The organism is Vibrio sp. 779(2023), assembly GCF_033344285.1.
Taxonomy (GTDB): domain Bacteria; phylum Pseudomonadota; class Gammaproteobacteria; order Enterobacterales; family Vibrionaceae; genus Vibrio; species Vibrio alginolyticus.
This window is the reverse complement of record NZ_JAWPOM010000014.1, coordinates 113,583-129,745: the sequence shown is the minus strand read 5'-3', so window position 1 is coordinate 129,745 and position 16,163 is coordinate 113,583. Positions and strand designations below refer to the sequence as shown.

At 47.1% G+C, this 16,163-nt stretch carries 15 protein-coding genes, 1 rRNA gene and 1 riboswitch; of the genes, 10 read left to right on the top strand and 6 right to left on the bottom strand.

Annotated elements, in window-relative coordinates; all coding sequences use genetic code 11:
- Together R8O70_RS17430 and R8O70_RS17425 are read right to left on the bottom strand one after the other, a co-directional pair.
- A 16S ribosomal RNA gene (locus tag R8O70_RS17430) occupies positions 1-72 on the bottom strand; the annotation flags it as partial.
- Between the two features lie 532 nt (positions 73-604).
- Complete coding sequence (locus tag R8O70_RS17425) at positions 605-1,129, bottom strand: DUF3087 domain-containing protein (RefSeq protein WP_064354470.1); 525 nt, start codon at positions 1,127-1,129, stop codon at positions 605-607.
- A 158-nt stretch (positions 1,130-1,287) separates the two neighbouring features.
- On the opposite strand from R8O70_RS17425, the gene trmY reads away from it, so the two are divergent.
- Complete coding sequence (trmY, locus tag R8O70_RS17420) at positions 1,288-1,887, top strand: tRNA (pseudouridine(54)-N(1))-methyltransferase TrmY (RefSeq protein WP_017634347.1); 600 nt, start codon at positions 1,288-1,290, stop codon at positions 1,885-1,887.
- A gap of 77 nt (positions 1,888-1,964) precedes the next feature.
- On the opposite strand, the gene R8O70_RS17415 is transcribed toward trmY, so the two are convergent.
- Positions 1,965-3,308, bottom strand: a complete 1,344-nt coding sequence (locus R8O70_RS17415; RefSeq protein WP_053350095.1) for a TldD/PmbA family protein — start codon at positions 3,306-3,308, stop codon at positions 1,965-1,967.
- A complete protein-coding gene (locus tag R8O70_RS17410) occupies positions 3,308-4,693 on the bottom strand; it encodes a TldD/PmbA family protein (protein ID WP_025768780.1) in 1,386 nt (461 codons plus the stop codon). The genes R8O70_RS17415 and R8O70_RS17410 overlap by 1 nt, the downstream gene beginning before the upstream one ends.
- Positions 4,694-5,004: 311 nt before the next feature.
- A riboswitch (TPP riboswitch) is annotated at positions 5,005-5,112 on the top strand.
- Between the two features lie 97 nt (positions 5,113-5,209).
- Here R8O70_RS17410 and thiD point away from each other — a divergent pair.
- From thiD to R8O70_RS17370, 8 genes are all read left to right on the top strand, one after another.
- A complete protein-coding gene (gene thiD / locus R8O70_RS17405; protein ID WP_258625292.1) occupies positions 5,210-6,067 on the top strand; it encodes a bifunctional hydroxymethylpyrimidine kinase/phosphomethylpyrimidine kinase in 858 nt (285 codons plus the stop codon).
- Positions 6,057-6,812 carry an ABC transporter ATP-binding protein gene (locus tag R8O70_RS17400; protein WP_064354467.1) on the top strand — a complete coding sequence of 252 codons (756 nt, stop codon included), beginning with the start codon at positions 6,057-6,059 and terminating at the stop codon, positions 6,810-6,812. The genes thiD and R8O70_RS17400 overlap by 11 nt, the downstream gene beginning before the upstream one ends.
- Positions 6,805-7,605, top strand: coding sequence for an ABC transporter permease (locus tag R8O70_RS17395; protein WP_158159446.1), 801 nt, complete (start codon positions 6,805-6,807; stop codon positions 7,603-7,605). The genes R8O70_RS17400 and R8O70_RS17395 overlap by 8 nt, the downstream gene beginning before the upstream one ends.
- A 47-nt stretch (positions 7,606-7,652) precedes the next feature.
- Complete coding sequence (locus R8O70_RS17390) at positions 7,653-8,603, top strand: ABC transporter substrate-binding protein (RefSeq protein ID WP_005374293.1); 951 nt, start codon at positions 7,653-7,655, stop codon at positions 8,601-8,603.
- 54 nt (positions 8,604-8,657) lie between these two features.
- Positions 8,658-9,326 (top strand): thiaminase II, encoded by a 669-nt coding sequence (gene tenA / locus R8O70_RS17385; RefSeq protein WP_005374294.1) that lies wholly within the window; start codon positions 8,658-8,660, stop codon positions 9,324-9,326.
- A gap of 12 nt (positions 9,327-9,338) precedes the next feature.
- A complete protein-coding gene (gene thiM / locus R8O70_RS17380; protein ID WP_005374295.1) occupies positions 9,339-10,130 on the top strand; it encodes a hydroxyethylthiazole kinase in 792 nt (263 codons plus the stop codon).
- Positions 10,131-10,191: 61 nt separating this feature from the next.
- Positions 10,192-10,806, top strand: a complete 615-nt coding sequence (thiE, locus tag R8O70_RS17375) for a thiamine phosphate synthase (RefSeq protein WP_258625296.1) — start codon at positions 10,192-10,194, stop codon at positions 10,804-10,806.
- A 210-nt stretch (positions 10,807-11,016) separates the two neighbouring features.
- On the top strand, positions 11,017-11,742 hold the full coding sequence (locus tag R8O70_RS17370; protein ID WP_005374297.1) for a phosphatase PAP2 family protein: 726 nt from the start codon (positions 11,017-11,019) through the stop codon (positions 11,740-11,742).
- A gap of 70 nt (positions 11,743-11,812) precedes the next feature.
- On the opposite strand, the gene R8O70_RS17365 is transcribed toward R8O70_RS17370, so the two are convergent.
- Positions 11,813-14,260: a trimethylamine-N-oxide reductase 2 gene (locus tag R8O70_RS17365; protein WP_318184281.1), complete on the bottom strand. Its 2,448-nt coding sequence runs from the start codon at positions 14,258-14,260 to the stop codon at positions 11,813-11,815.
- A gap of 22 nt (positions 14,261-14,282) precedes the next feature.
- Positions 14,283-15,377, bottom strand: coding sequence for a NapC/NirT family cytochrome c (locus R8O70_RS17360; RefSeq protein ID WP_017634357.1), 1,095 nt, complete (start codon positions 15,375-15,377; stop codon positions 14,283-14,285).
- A gap of 270 nt (positions 15,378-15,647) precedes the next feature.
- Here R8O70_RS17360 and R8O70_RS17355 point away from each other — a divergent pair, with 270 nt between their 5' ends.
- Positions 15,648-16,163, top strand: a complete 516-nt coding sequence (locus R8O70_RS17355; RefSeq protein ID WP_025768771.1) for a GNAT family N-acetyltransferase — start codon at positions 15,648-15,650, stop codon at positions 16,161-16,163.

Here is a 16,163-nt window from a genome sequence, read left to right as displayed (position 1 = left end):
TTTCCGCTCGACTTGCATGTGTTAGGCCTGCCGCCAGCGTTCAATCTGAGCCATGATCAAACTCTTCAATTTAAGATCTTGTTCGGCTCAATGAATACTGAACATTCCTTTCGCTAATAAATAGCAGAAGTAATGTTTGAATTGACTGTGCTCTTATTGGTTTTTACTTTTGAAAAAGTAAAACAAAACAGCTCAAGGCTGCTTCCCAATTCAAATGGTCACTTCGTTTCATTGAAACCTAATTTGATACCGAGGTATCGAATTGGATTATCATCAACGAGTGCCCACACAGATTGATAGGTCTATATTGTTAAAGAGCTTGCTTCGTAAGCTTTGCTATCGAAGCGGAGGCGTATTCTAAGGAATTAACTTTCAGTGTCAAACACTTTTTAAAATTAATTTTTAGAAGCTTTCCTTCGCCTTATTGCCAATTGCTTTTGCGTTTCCGCTTTGCCCTGACAACGGAGGCGCATTATAGGGAGATGATTTTTCTTGGCAACCCCTTTTTAGAAAAAAACTTAAAAAAAAAGCATCGAGTGATTAAATCTCACTCAAACGCTTAATTTTAGCACTCAGTTGTTAACTTCAAGTAACAAATAGGCAATCAGTATGTGTCTACCCAGCTCTCTTTAAAGCTGGTGATATCAAGATCCAGTGATTGCGCCGCTTCGATTTGCTCGATAGCCTCCAATTCTTTATTAACACTGCTCATCGTCAGTGTGTTGTTGTCTAACTCAAACACTTGGCGTTGCGTGGTGTAATAGAACTTAAGCGTAGTGAGCGCTTTTACATTGTCATTGCTCGCGGCTGCTTTAATGCTTTTTAGTTTACGAAAGATTTTGTTGTGCAGTTGCTTGAGTTTCCAAACGTACAGCACTTCTTCCATGTATGGTCGAGTTTTAATTTGATTCAATAAAGAGAGGGAAGTTGCAACTGCGAGAACGACACCAATCAAATTCCAATGGAAATTGCCCGTTGATTGTTCTGGTACGACTTCAGTGTTGCCAAACAAAACAATCAGCAAGGTACTAAAGGCAAGAGAAGAGATGGCGAGCAACGCAACAAAACCGCCAATCACAAGGCTTACTTTCTTTTTATAAATGTCTTTATTTATCTGTTTGATTTCCATATACCGCTCCTAACAGGTTCCCTCTATTTTAACCAGCGCACTCCGCACGACAATCGAAGCTTTGTAAGTAAGTTCACATTTGCTATTAAACTCGCATCCCTTCCCTGCTTGGGTATATACTTCCGCGCATTCACTCTTCCTATATAGAGGCTAAATTCATGCGCTCTTTTGTTTTACGAGCTCGCGCGGCGCCAACCACCAGCAAAGCACTGTTAGAAGGTGTTGGTAATGAAGCGCATACAGAGATTCTTGCTCATACCATGATGAACACTATGTTCGTTGCTCAATCACACCGTGAAGATGTGGTTGTTCACTTGGTTTTGGAAAGCACAAAAGACTTCTCACGCACCATTACTATTCGCTCCAACGACATCACCAACATTGGCGGCTTCCATGAGTCAACCTTGATTGCAGCAGTGGCTCGCGCTTTGGATGCTTCGGTTGGTATGGGTAAAGAGCAGCTTCGTGAAGTTGAACCCGGTATTACGGTTCGTACAGTGAGCTTTGAACGCTTGGTGCAAGAACTGGCGGAAGACCACCAACTTTATATGTTGGACAAGAAAGGCGAATTTGTTCGTGACGCAGAAATTGGTGAAAATCCATGTTTCTTACTAACCGATCACATTCCGATGCCGAAGAAGTCGTTCAACAGCTTAAAGCGCCTTGGCACAGAGAAGATCAGCTTAGGTCCTAAGATGCTTTTCGCTTCTCAGTGTGTAGTATTGATCCACAATGAGTTGGACATACGCGAATTCTAGTTATTCGCGCACACGTTGCTAGATAATGAAAGAGGACTCTATTGAGTCCTCTTTTTGTTTCTATAGTAATGCTAAGTTTACTTACCACCAATGCTCAAACGAGCAAAACGAACGTCTGGCGAGAAGAAAGTTCGGCTATCGTTAATTAGCTGAGTATCACCTACTGCCTCAACTTCTTGCAGCATATTGTAGAAGTTACCCGCTACCGTGATCCCACGAACTGGTTGAATGCGCTTACCATCACGGCACAAGAAACCACTCGCGCCAAATGAGAAATCACCACTCACTGCATCCGCACCAGAATGGACACCTTGAAGTTCGACTAACTCTAGGTACTCACCCGCTTTTACTTCTGACGCACTGCTGTTACCCGTCGCAATCACTTTGTGATTCGCTGATACGTCTAGGCTCGATTTTGCACCGCGAGCGGCACTTGCTGTCGAGACTGCGCCCAAGTAACTTGCGGTCTGGCTGTTGTGTAGCAAGGTTTTCAACTCACCATTAGCAATCATGACATTATCTTGAGTAGCGAAGCCTTCACTATCAAAACTCGCGATTGCCATACCATTTGGCACGTAAGCCGTATCAGTAAAGGTAATTAAATCACTCGCAACACGTTGACCAAGCTTGTCACCCAGTGGCGTAATGCCTTTCATCGCGCTTACGCCAGAGAAAGCACTGCCGAAAGCACCGAATAAACTTGCTAGCGCATTGATGTGGAAAATAGCAGGGTAGTTACCTGTCGCAACCGGAGCGCCTTCCAGAAGATCACGAGCAAGGTTGTAGCCACCTTCTATACAGTAAGCTGGATTCAACTCATCAAAACGGCGACCAAGTGACATTCTACCCGCCATTGACTGTTTGCCGTCTTTTTCAAACAAGGTATACGCGTAACAAGTGAACGAGCGCTCGAAGTGTTGACACAATGTGCCTTGAGTATTGGCAATGATCAGTTGTGTTTCGCCATCGCTGTAACCATTGTAAGGTGCGCTAGAAGCGTGAGGCAGAGCCACTACGCCTTGCTCAAGTGCGAGAGACAGTTCAATTTTTTCATCAACCGAAGTTGTGTCTTCTTGAGCAATCTCAGCCACGTCAGTCGTGATTTGGCTGTTCACACAACTAATGGTCTGATGTTCATCTTGCTTGGAAAAACGAGCGCTTTGCAGTGCATTAGTCAGCATCAAATCTAAGCTTGGTTGTTCTAACGACTCAGAGTAGCTTGTCGCAACGCGCGCATCTTTCACAACACGAACACCCAGAACTTGGCTTGAGCTTACTTTGTACTCATCCAGCTTTCCTTGGTACGCTTTCAAAGAAAAGCTACTGTTGCGGTTTACAATGACGTCCGCTTCTGCACCTTGGCGTTTTGCTTCTGATAGGACGTAATCAACCGCATTGAGAAGTTGTTGTTCTTGGCTCATTAGTTACCGCCTCCTACCAGAATGTTATCGACTTTCAGCGTTGGCTGACCGACTGTTGTTGGTACTGAACCACTTACTGAACCACACATGCCCGGCGCAAGCGCCATGTCTCTGCCGACCATGCTGATTTCTTTCAACACTTTTGGACCCGTGCTGATCAGCGTTGCTGTTTTCAGAGGTTTGGTGATTTTGCCATTTTCAATGAGGTAAGCTTCACGAACAGCAAAGTTAAACTCACCCGTACCCGGTTGAACCGAACCACCACCCATCTTCTTCGCATAGATACCACGCTCGATGCCTGCCAGCATGTCATCAAGTGAATGCTCGCCTTCTTCGATAAAGGTGTTACGCATACGCGAGGTTGGTGCAAACTTGTAGTTTTGACGACGACCAGACCCCGTAGGTTCGTAACCTGTCTTCATGCCACCCATTTTATCGACCATAAAGCTGGTTAGCTTACCGTCTTTGATCAACTGAGTGCGCTGAGTCTTCATACCTTCATCATCAACGTGAATCGAGCCCCATTCGTTGGTCATGGTGCCATCATCGACTGCGTTCACCGCGGTGTGAGCAACCATTTCGCCCATCTTGTCGTGGAATACTGAAGCTTTCTTCGCAACTGAAGTGGTTTCTAGCAAGTGACCACACGCTTCGTGGAAGATTACGCCGCCAAAGCCGTTACCAATTACCACTGGCATTTCACCCGATGGACAAGCATCCGCGCCAAGTTTTACCAACGCTTGTTGCGCGATAGTTTGACCTAGCTCTTTGGCATCAAGCTGTTCACTGAATTCCCAACCAGCAAGAGCGCCAGGACCTTCCATACCAGAAGACTGCTCATTACCTTTTTGAGCGACGGTATTACCAGCAACTCGGATGTAATGACGAGTATCGTCAACGTGTAGACCTTCTGAGTTGAAGATAGACACTTGTTGTTCACGCTGAAGCACGCTGCCAATAAACTGGCTGATATGCTCACTCTCAGCACGTGCGGCTTGGTCAACTTTCAATAGAAACGCGATTTTTGAATCTAGGTTAGCATCCTTACTTAGTGGCATGCGGCAACCATGTTGGATTGGGTAGCGGTTCAAATTCAAAGAACCCGCTGACGCGATTTGCTCACGCTTGTCTTTTGCAGCAAGCAGCGAGGTTACGCGCTTTAGTTCGGCTTCATCTGTGCTGTTGGTGTAACCGTAAAGCACCTTATGACCGAAAAAAAGACGAATACCGATACCAAAATCGATACCCGAGTTAACCTTATCCACTTCACCAGATGCGATCTGGACAGTGTTGGTTTGGTGATGTTCAACGAATAGTTCAGCGAAATCAGCCCCCAAAAAGAGCGCATGATCGATCACTGACTTCGCTGTTACAGAATTAAGCATGAAGTCTCCTTGCTCGATGATCGTCTTAGCCATCCTAATTAACTGTGAAAAAGTTCAACAAAGTTAAATTGGCAACACGTTAAATTTTAACAGTTTTTTAACCTTGTTTTGTGCTAATCCTTGCTTAACGAGACCACGATTATTTATTAAATATTCCAGGTTCTGCTCATTCACCAGAGCGTTGCACTAGTAAATTCCACCCAGCAAACCATTTAGGTGCTTACTTTATCACTCACCTCGCATAATTGAATACTCATTATAATTACGCTCAAAAAACGTATCCCTTCCGCAATGGTCCTGCTATCATCCGAACGAAATAGTCGGGGGGCCACACGACAAGTGTTGGCTGAGATCGAAATTCGAGACCCGTTGAACCTGATTCAGTTAGCACTGACGTAGGGAACTATGCACACTTTGCCTTTCGTCGCCCCTCTTAGGTAAGCGATAGCGATCGAAAAATCGATCTATCTGCAACGGTCAAAGTCAGTTCCTATACGTCTTGTAGTAGGAGCGACCATGACGCAGCAATCACAACCTCATTCACATCACACGCCAGCCTTGCCTACCCCTATCGTATTGACCATCGCGGGCTCAGACAGTGGTGGCGGTGCAGGTATTCAAGCCGACATCAAAGCGATGTCCGCAACCGGCAGTTTTGCTTGCTCGGTAATCACGGCGATTACTTCGCAAAATACCCAAGGCGTTTCTGCGATTTTCCCCATTCCTCTCGACCATGTAGAGAGCCAACTTGATGCAGTATTTACCGACCTCAACATCGTTGCAGTCAAAGTGGGCATGCTGGCCGATTCCAACATCATCAAAGTCGTTGCAGACAAAATTAAGCAATACCAGCCAAAACACCTCGTGATTGACCCTGTAATGGTGGCCACTAGCGGTGATCTATTACTGGAACAGTCGGCAATCAGCACTTTAAAAGAAGAATTGATTCCGCTCGCAGACATCATTACCCCTAACCTACCCGAAGGCGCAGCATTGACGGGTAAGCCAATGCCTCAATCAGAATCTGAAATGAACGATATGATTACCGACCTTCGTGCGCTTGGCGCCAAAGCTATTCTGCTCAAAGGCGGTCACCTTGAAGAAAATGAAAACAGCAACGATCTGCTTATCATGCAAGACAGTGTCGAGTTAATCAGCGCTAAACGCTTTCCAACCAAAAACACTCATGGCACAGGCTGCACGCTGTCTTCTGCTATCGCGTCTTATCTTGGCCAAGGCAACAACCTACACAAAGCAGTGCACCTGGGTAAGCAGTACATCAGCCAAGCTATCGCACACGCTGATGAATTGGATGTAGGTAAAGGCCATGGCCCTGTGAACCACTTTTTTGCGGGTCATACTTATGTTCGCTAACGCGATTGGCATTCAGCTTTCCGATGCTAGTCTGCGATACAAAGATAGCCAAACACCGACTTTAGCAGGAATGAACATGACCATTCCCGTCGGTAAATGGACGGTATTACTCGGACGAAGTGGCTGCGGGAAAACCACAATATTGCGTTACTTAGCTGGCCTGCTGGATGACCAAGTTGACTGGCATGGCGAACTCATCACAACGGATGGCGCTGCACTGCATGACCGTATCGCTTACATGGCTCAGCAGGATTTATTGCTACCGTGGTTGAATGTGTTAGACAACGTCTGCCTCAGTTCTCGATTTTCTCAAGAGCAAGCACCAGAGAAAAATAGACAACGTGCACTGATTTTACTAAGCCAAGTGGGACTCGCCGATTACGCGGATGCTAAGCCAGCTCAGCTCTCTGGCGGCATGAGACAACGTGTTGCCCTTGCTCGCACTCTGATGCAAGACAAGCCTCTAGTTCTGATGGATGAGCCTTTCTCTGCACTGGACGCGGTTACTCGTCATAAGTTGCAAACCTTGTCTGCCGAATTGCTGAAAGATAAGACGGTTGTTCTGATTACCCACGACCCACAAGAAGCGGTGCGATTAGCTCACCAACTCTATGTGTTGCAAGGCACACCTGCGCAAGCTCAGCACTTGGTCGTTCCAGACTCCAAGCCGCCCCGAGTTCTCGATGGAGAGTGCGCCGCGCTTCAACAAGCGATTTTGGATCAATTGGAGAAAGACTATGAGTGATATGACTCAGTACAACTCCGTTTCGGCACGTATTAGTAAAAAAGAACGCGTGACCCATCCGGCTCTGCGCTTAGTTATCAGCACAGCGGTGATCTTGGGATTGTGGCAGTTGGTCGTGGTGATATTCGACATGCCAAGCTTCATCTTACCTTCACCAATTGAAGTGCTGGATAGATTGGTCACTCGTTACGATGTCCTGCTCAAACATACTTGGGTTACCGCGCAAGAGATCTTATTTGGCTTGGCGCTTGGATTATCGATGGGTTTGCTGTTCGCATTGCAAATGCTGATGTTCGAGCCGTTGAAGCGTTGGTTATTGCCTATTCTGATTGCTAGCCAAGCGATCCCTGTATTCGCTATCGCGCCAGTGCTCATGCTTTGGCTGGGTTACGGCATTGCATCGAAAGTAGTCATGGCGGCGATCATCATCTTTTTCCCCGTCACGACATGTTGCTATGACGGCTTGCGCAATACGCCAACAGGTTACCTCGACCTTGCCAAGACCATGGGCGCGTCTAAATGGCAGCTACTTCGTCATATTCAATTGCCAGCCGCACTACCAACTTTAGCCTCAGGTATTCGTGTTGCCGTCGTTATTGCGCCAATTGGAGCAGTGGTCGGTGAGTGGGTAGGTTCAAGTGAAGGCTTGGGTTATCTGATGCTCCAAGCCAACGCTCGCATGATCATTGATGAGATGTTTGCAGCGCTGTTTATCCTCGCTGTGCTGTCTATCTCACTCTACTTCATCACCGATAAATTATTGAAAAAAGCCATCCCTTGGGAAAGCAAATAATTACAGAAAATAACCAAAGAAAATTGGGAAAGAAAAGGAAGAACCCCGTGAATAAAAACAAACTTATGAGCGCTGCTGCTCTACTCGCTTCAGTGGTATCAACCAACGTGCTTGCCGCTGAAAAAGAGATGACACTGATGTTGGATTGGTTCGTCAATCCAAACCATGGTCCTATCGTGATTGCCAAAGAACGTGGTTACTTCAAAGAGCAAGGCTTGAAGGTCAACATTCAAGAGCCGGCAGATCCAAGTACACCACCTAAGTTGGTCGCGGCGGGTAAAGTCGACATGGCGATCTCTTACCAACCAAGCCTGACCATCGATGTCGCGGCTGGTTTGCCACTAATCCGCTCTGCGACTTTGATTGCTACGCCACTCAACACGTTGATGGTGTTGGACAACGGTAAGAATGAAAACCTTGGCGACTTGAAAGGCAAGAAGATCGGTATTGCGATCGCAGGCAACGAAGAAGCGACAATCGGCACCATGCTAGCGCAAGAAAACGTGAAGTTTTCTGACGTACAAATCATCAACGTAGGTTGGGCGCTGTCTTCGTCTCTTGCGTCTGGCAAGGTGGATGCGATTTGGGGCGGTCTACGTAACTTCGAAACCAACCAACTGGCACTAGAAGGTTATAAAGCTAAGGCCTTCTTCCCTGAAGAACACGGCGTGCCAGCGTATGACGAGTTAGTCTTCGTAGCCAATGCAAAAAACTACGACAAAGAAGCCATCAAGGCATTCAACAAAGCACTAGAGCAAGCGACCACTTACATCGTTAACCATCCAAAAGAGTCGTGGAAAGAGTTCGTGGCTTATTCACCAGACACGCTCAACAACGAGCTTAACCAACGCGCTTGGAACGACACGCTAACTCGTTTCGCTCTTCGTCCATCCGCAGTAGATCTGAAACGCTACGATGATTATGCGCAGTTCATGTATTCACAAAACATCATCGAAACACTGCCAAAAGCGAAAGATTACGTACCGAGCTTTGACTAATTCTACTGACCTTAGGATCTAAGCCTAGGGTCTTTTGATAACGAGATACTCATAATGAAATACCAAGATTTGATCGACGCTTGCCGCCAAGATTGGCAAGAATACACTGAGCATGCTTTCGTGCAGCAATTGGCGCAAGGCACTCTGGCTCAGCCTTGTTTTCTGCATTACCTAAAGCAGGATTTTCTTTTCCTAAAGCAGTACGCACGAGCTTACGCATTAGCGATCTACAAAGCACGTACTTTGGATGACATGCGCCGTGCCCTACCAAGCGTACACGCATTGCTCGATTCTGAAATCGCCCACCACGTGACTTACTGTGAGCAATGGGGACTGACAGAATCCGACTTAGAAAACGAGCCAGAAGATTTCGGCACTGTGGCTTACACCCGTTACGTATTAGATGCTGGCATGACGGGCGATCTTGTTGATCTATACGCGGCACTAGCGCCATGCTCCATCGGTTATGCCGTAATCGGTAAGGTGCTGATTGAAGATGAAAAGACCGTAATCGAAGGCAACCCATATGCAAGTTGGATCAACCTCTACGGTGGTGAGGAATTCCAATCTGGTGTCGCAAAAGGGGCAGAACACTTTAATCAGTTGCTAGCAGAAATTGATATCAACAGCCAGCGCGGTCAAAACCTGATTCAGGTATTCAAAACCGCAACGCGTATGGAAGTAGCATTCTGGCAACAAGGTCTGAACGCTCAGCAAGATTAATCGGAGAGTCTCATGTTAATTGAACAAATCACCCAAGCATTAACCGCAGTACGCCAGCAAAAGCCGTTAGTCGTCAACATCACTAACTACGTGGTGATGAATAACACAGCAAACGCACTATTAGCGATCGGCGCTTCTCCAATCATGGCGCACTCCAAACAAGAGATGGCAGAGATGATGTCGTTCGCTGGCGCACTGGTTATCAACATCGGTACCTTAGACAGCGTTTGGACACCGCGCATGAGCTATGCCGTAGAGCAAGCCAATGCCAACGGTAAAATCGTTGTACTCGACCCTGTCGGTTGCGGAGCAAGCTCACTACGTACCGAGACATCACGTGAGATCGCACGCCTTGCCGACAAGTTGATCATTCGTGGTAACGCCTCAGAAATCATCGGTCTCGCTGGCGAACAAGCACAAAGCAAAGGCGTCGATGCGTTAGACAGCAGCGACGCAGCACTTGGCGCAGCGAACTTCTTAGTTTCAGAGTATGGTGCAAGTGTGGTGATTTCTGGCGAGACTGATTACATCATCACGAAAGAGCAAACTGTGCAGCTAAACAACGGTCACGAGATGATGCCATACGTAACCGGAATGGGCTGCACACTAACGGCACTGACGGGTGCTTTCGCTGCTGTTGGTGATCACTCCGGACTTGCTGCCGCGGCGGTACTGGGCGTTGTGGGTGAAATTGCGGCTGAGCAAGCGCGAGGGCCAGGCAGTCTGCAAATGAACCTGTTGGATGAGCTTTACCAACTGGATGAAGAAACACTGGCAAAACGCCTAAAACTCCAAGTGAGTTAAGCTTTCTCTAACAAATACCGGCCTCTCACTCCCTGTAGATGAGAGGCCCAAAGGAAACAAAATGAACGCCTATCGTTTATATTTGGTCACCGATGACCAACAAGATTTAGCCACACTAAAGCGTGTTGTGAGAAAAGCCGTGGAAGGTGGCGTGACCATGGTACAAGTCCGCGAAAAACACGGCGATGTGCGTGCGTTTATCGAACGTGCTCAAGCCGTGAAAGACATCCTTAAAGATACCAATGTGCCTTTGATCATCAATGACCGCGCTGATGTTGCACTGGCAGTTGATGCCGATGGGGTTCACCTCGGGCAATCAGACATGCCCGCAACTATCGCTCGTGAGTTGATTGGACCAAACAAAATCCTCGGCTTATCCATCGAAAATGAAGAGCAGCTTGCAGAAGCGGACTCTCTTCCGATTGATTACATCGGCTTGAGCGCAATCTTCGCGACGCCGACCAAAACCAACACCAAGAAGTTCTGGGGTATTGATGGCTTGAAGATGGCGTTAGAGACGACTTCACTGCCGATTGTTGCCATTGGCGGCATTAACGAAAGTAACATTCCGCAACTCAGCGCCACTGGTGTTCATGGCTTAGCTTTGGTTTCAGCGATTTGCCACGCAGAAGATCCAAAAGCCGCATCGGAATATTTATTAGGGTTGATGAGCTAACCTTGCTCACGCCTGAACAAAGCGCTTATGGATGAGCGCGTTTGCCTTTCAGTACTTTCAACAACCTCTCCTTTCACAACGAAGAGCTGCAATGTCACTTTCACGCTCGAATTGACAGAGCGTTGATAAGTTTTTCACGCCAGATAACGTAAGATAAGCCCCTTATTTTCACGTGGTTGAATAACCCTCAATAAAAACAAAACGCTCTCAATGAAAACCAAAAAATATGGATTGATGATGCTCGCCTTGTTTGTTCTTGGCATCATCCCAATGTCGCTGTTTGGCTCTTATCACAATCTCACTTCACAGGTGCCGGAAAGTCTGGGTATTACTTTTACTTTGCTCACAGATTCTGCTGGTAGCAAAGGCTTTTTAATTACGTTAACACTGCTACTGCTTTCTTTATTTCGCTTTAAACCAAGTCGCATTGAGTGGATACAAAAACTCTCAATGTTAGGGTTGTTACTGGTGATTGGTTTTGCCAGCAAAACGGGGCTAAAACTGATGACAGAAAGCCCGCGTCCCTACACGGAATTGCTCGCAGCAGAACAATTGATTGAGCACCCAGACGCGTTTTATCAGTTGGATACAAAGCAGCAAGCCAACGTAATTAACCAGATTTCTGAACACGTCAGTGATTGGCGAACGCGCCATTGGCAAGGCGAGAAAGACTATTCTTTCCCATCCGGCCATACGATTTTCGTTTCGATTTGTTTGGCTTTCTTTGGCGGGTTGTTCTTACAGAACAAGTGCTATATCTCTGCACTGTCATTATGGATGTGGGGAATGAGCGTCGCATATAGCCGCTTATGGCTGGGGATGCATCGCCCTGAAGATTTAATAGGCTCAGTCTTGTTTGTCGCGATTGTATTTACTTTACTCCCGACATTTCAAATTAAGAAACAGATGCCATTTGTTTCTCTCGCTTCGCGCTAATGTGAACGATTACTAGATAAAAAAGAAGCCAGCGATTCGCTGGCTTCTTGCTTTAAAACGCTACTTTTTTCTAACCATTTCTTGGTGGTTCAAACGCTGTTAGTTCTAATTCTGGGCCAGTGTATTTTTCAATACGAACCAGCGCCGAGTTCGCCGCACAGCCGTTTGCAAGTCGAGAGGTCGGAATATCCAACGTTAACACGTTACAACCGCCGTTCTTACAAATGCCGGTTTTCGGATCCAGATCCGGCCAGCCGCCTTCATGAATACACACTGAACCTTGCTTGATTCGGTCAGTCACTTCTGCACCAACCAATACTTGGCCACGGTTGTTAAACGCACGAACTAAATCGCCCGTTTTAATACCACGCGCTTTCGCATCTTCAGGGTGAATCCAAATAGGTTCACGGTTTGCAATTGCGTACTCTTCGCGAATCTTCGCGTAGTTAAACTGGCTGTGTAGACGATGCGCTGCGTGCGCGGTCATTAGCTGCAACTCGCCGTCTTTTGCATTGCCAGTGTACTCGGTTGGTGCCATCCACGTTGGGTGTGGAGGACAGTCTTCCAACTGATAACCTTCAATGGTTTTCGAGAAGATTTCGATCTTACCACTTGGTGTACCGAGTGGATTCATGATCGGGTCTTCACGGAAATCTGCGTAACGAACAAACTGTGCGTTCTTCTCGTTCCACTTCATCTCGATCAGTTGGTTATCTTCCCAGAACTTGCTGAAGTTCGGCATTGCTACGCGAGAGCCACGGCCACCTTGTTGCGCCGCCTTGTAGAAGCCGTACAGCCATTCCATTTCGGTTTTACCTTCAGTGTATACGTCACGGCCACCCGGAGCTAGCATCTCTGCCATGTCCGCGAATACATCGAAGTCATTACGCGCTTCACCTTGCGGCTCAACCACTTGCTTCATTGGCACCAAGTGTTGGTTACTGTAGTCACCTGTCATCGTTAAGTCGTTACGCTCGAACGATGTGGTGATTGGCAGAACGATGTCCGCATGCTTCGCAGCCGCCGTCCAGTAAGGCTCTGAAATCACGATCAGTTCAGGCTTTTGCCACGCTTTAATCAAACGGTTGGTGTCTTGGTGGTGAGTAAAGTTCGCACCACCGGCCCACCAAATCATCTTGATGTCCGGGAACGTCAGTTCATGACCGTTATGATGGTAGGATTGACCTGGGTTTTCCAACGCCTCGACGATACGCGCCACAGGGAAGCTTTGCACCGCGCCAGACACCGCCCAGTCGTTCCCCGCAGAAGAGCCGCCACCCAGCGATGCCGAAATCGCAGGAAGTACGCCAGCATCACGAGCAGGGTTACCACCGTTTGAGTAGTGGTAAGAGAAACCAAAACCACCGCCCGGTAAACCGATTTGACCCAACATCGTTGCCAGTGTAACCAGCATCCAGTGACGCTGCTCACCGTATTGTTGGCGCTGCATGCCCCAACCCGCCATCAGCATGGTGCTGTTTTTACTGAAGATGTCAGCCAGTAGCTCAAGTTGCTTCGCAGGTACGCCACAGATTTGTGATGCCCATTCTGCTGATTTTTCTACGCCGTCTTCTTCGCCCATCAGGTACGCTTCAAACTTGTCGTAACCTGCGGTGTATTTATCGAGGAAGGCTTTATCGTGCTTACCTTGTTTCACTAAGGTGTGTGCGATGCCCATCATCATTGCCACGTCGGTCATTGGGTGAGGAGCAATCCACTCCGCATTCTCACCAAAGAACTCGATGGTTTCAGAACGAATAGGGTCAATCGCAATGACCGTCTTGCCTGATTTTTTCAATTGATGGAAGAACTCAAGACCAGCACAGTCTGTTGAGCTCCACGCGATTTTTAGAGTGTTGATCGGGTTTAAGCCCCAAAGCACAACCACATCGCTGTGCTCTAATACCACTGGGTACGTAGTTTGTTGCTCGTACACTTCGATAGAGCCCACAACGTGCGGCATGATGACCTGCGCAGCACCCGTTGAGTAGTCACCCAAGTGACCTGAATAGCCACCCGCCATGCTCATGTAACGTTGCAGCAAGGTTTGTGCTTTGTGCAGCACGCCACTTGAACGCCAGCCGTAAGAGCCTGCAAACACAGAAGCCGGGCCGTATTCTTTGCGAATTCGCATGTGCTGTTCGTGGATCAGCTTGTAAGCTTCATTCCAAGACACACGCACAAACTCATCACTACCGCGCACACCTTCTGGCGACGATGGGTTTGCCAAGTAGCCTTTACGTACCATTGGGTACTTCACACGCGCCTTGGTATGCACTTGGTCAGGCCCAGTAGTTTGTAGACTATTTGGTACAGTTTGTGGAAGAGCATTAGTAGTCGAAACCAACTTACCATCTTTCACTTCACATAACATTGGGCCCATGCGGCCCGCTGTCAAAATGCCCTTGCCACGCTGGTTTGAAGACGCAACAGACATAGGTGCAAATGAAGTGAATGCCATTGCACCAGCCGCCATACCAGTGCCTTTTAGAAATCCGCGACGGGTCATATTAGTCATAATCTTATCCTTCTATTTATCGTTAGTGACCAACCACATCTTTCGCGTGGTGCTGGAAGAACTTGGTTAGAATTTCTAGGTTCTCGGCTGAAATATCAGTTCGATCACCCATACTTTTCGCTACCGGTCCCCATGCATTCACTGTGAAGTGATTTGAAGGAATTTTCGCGTGACAAGTTGCACAGTAAACGTTGTCCAACTCTTCTGCGTATGACCATACTGGTTCAAGCGTGTCAACAACTGGAGAATCAATAGCGCCAGTTAGAGAAACCGCGCGCCATTCGTTGCCGTAAACATCTGCCTCAAATTCACCAGTTTCAAGCGCTTGTTGGCCTTGCTCTGTTAGCGTTGCAACGATGGCACGTTGACCTTCTCCCATGTAAAGCACTTGCTCTGCGCCTTTCATTTGGAATGCGTTCAACTTAACAGTGCGGTTGTCGCCTTCAGAGCTGATTACTTCCAACTTCGTCGTTGGGTTAATTTTACCCATCTCACCCATTGCGATTTCAGTCACAGGGTAAACGACTTTGGCACCAGGTGATGTTTTTGTGGTGAAGCTCATCAACGTTTCAAATGCCTTGCTGTCTAGCTCTGCTTCTGGTGCAAAGTGCGCCACACCTTTATGACAATCGATACACGTTTGATCGTTTGCTTTCGCGTAAGCGTGCATCTTCGCCGCATCACGTGATTGCTCAAACTCTTCCATTGCATCGAAATCATGACACGAACGACACGTCGCTGAATCATTTTCACGGAACTGAGCCCATACCGTTTCAGCCATATCTTTACGATGTGCTTCATATTTCTCTGGCGTGTCGATCTTACCTGTCACAAATTCATGGTAGATGTCTTTCGACGCGCGAATTTTGGTGATCAGGTAATCCATTGGTTCTTGAGGAATATGACAGTCAGAACATTCCGCGCGAATGCCTTTCGCATTACTGAAGTGCACTGAGCCTTGGTACTCTTTGTAAGGGGTTTCCATAGAGTGGCACGAGAGACAAAATTCAGTATCTGAGGTGTAATGCATTACTGCCGCACTCCCCCCCAAAGTTAACCAGCCCACACCAATGCCGGCAGCAACCAGCAGTGCAACATATCGTTTTTTTATTGACATAATTAGCAACACTTCCAAATAAAATGTAATTATAGGTCGCAAATTACTACTTTATGGGTAGTTCTCTCTTGATCCACATCATTTCCGTGTTGCTCTGTATGCCTCAAGTATGAAATTTTGTTATTTGCATCTCAAAGATGAATATATGGCAATAATCCATTACCCAGCCAACCATTCACCACATAAATCACTTTTCTGAATGCAACTATTTGATTAAACAGATAAGAGGATGAGAGACTGAATCTCCACATTGATGCAGTAAGGACACGCATGTCAGTTTATATCGAGACGCACAGAAGCCAATTAAGACCCATCAAAGCCAGTGACTGGGAACTCTTTCAACGATTACTCTCCGAACAAGAGGTTATTGCGCTCTGTTTCGATCGTCCCAGCGAAACAGAAATAAGAGAAAAATTTGCTTCGCGATTATTACCATGGACCCCAAATAGCCAGCATTGGCTTTGCCTTGTAATACTCGATAAGCAATCTGAACAACCCATCGGCATCACTGGCTTTGCTATTGAAAACGGTAAGGCAGAGGTAGGTTACTTACTTTTGCCGGAATTTCATGGCCAACAGTTTGGAACAGAAACTCTTCAAGCGCTTCTATATTGGGCAACCTCGACACATAACATCAACCACTTTTCCGCGACGGTCACTGAAGGCAATATTGCGTCAGAGCGTGTCCTGATAAAATGTGGTTTCGAACTCATTGAGGTCATTCCAGACGCATACCAAATTGGTGGCAAACCCTACGCCGATAAAATCTACTCACTACAAAAATAA

Coding starts and splice junctions, on each gene's coding strand:
- thiE (WP_258625296.1), top strand. CDS start 10,192: ATGAACGCCTATCGTTTATATTTGGTCACCGATGACCAACAAGATTTA.
- R8O70_RS17425 (WP_064354470.1), bottom strand. CDS start 1,129: ATGGAAATCAAACAGATAAATAAAGACATTTATAAAAAGAAAGTAAGC.
- R8O70_RS17360 (WP_017634357.1), bottom strand. CDS start 15,377: ATGTCAATAAAAAAACGATATGTTGCACTGCTGGTTGCTGCCGGCATT.
- R8O70_RS17415 (WP_053350095.1), bottom strand. CDS start 3,308: ATGAGCCAAGAACAACAACTTCTCAATGCGGTTGATTACGTCCTATCA.
- R8O70_RS17355 (WP_025768771.1), top strand. CDS start 15,648: ATGTCAGTTTATATCGAGACGCACAGAAGCCAATTAAGACCCATCAAA.
- R8O70_RS17370 (WP_005374297.1), top strand. CDS start 11,017: ATGAAAACCAAAAAATATGGATTGATGATGCTCGCCTTGTTTGTTCTT.
- thiD (WP_258625292.1), top strand. CDS start 5,210: ATGACGCAGCAATCACAACCTCATTCACATCACACGCCAGCCTTGCCT.
- trmY (WP_017634347.1), top strand. CDS start 1,288: ATGCGCTCTTTTGTTTTACGAGCTCGCGCGGCGCCAACCACCAGCAAA.
- tenA (WP_005374294.1), top strand. CDS start 8,658: ATGAAATACCAAGATTTGATCGACGCTTGCCGCCAAGATTGGCAAGAA.
- thiM (WP_005374295.1), top strand. CDS start 9,339: ATGTTAATTGAACAAATCACCCAAGCATTAACCGCAGTACGCCAGCAA.
- R8O70_RS17365 (WP_318184281.1), bottom strand. CDS start 14,260: ATGACTAATATGACCCGTCGCGGATTTCTAAAAGGCACTGGTATGGCG.
- R8O70_RS17395 (WP_158159446.1), top strand. CDS start 6,805: ATGAGTGATATGACTCAGTACAACTCCGTTTCGGCACGTATTAGTAAA.
- R8O70_RS17410 (WP_025768780.1), bottom strand. CDS start 4,693: ATGCTTAATTCTGTAACAGCGAAGTCAGTGATCGATCATGCGCTCTTT.
- R8O70_RS17400 (WP_064354467.1), top strand. CDS start 6,057: ATGTTCGCTAACGCGATTGGCATTCAGCTTTCCGATGCTAGTCTGCGA.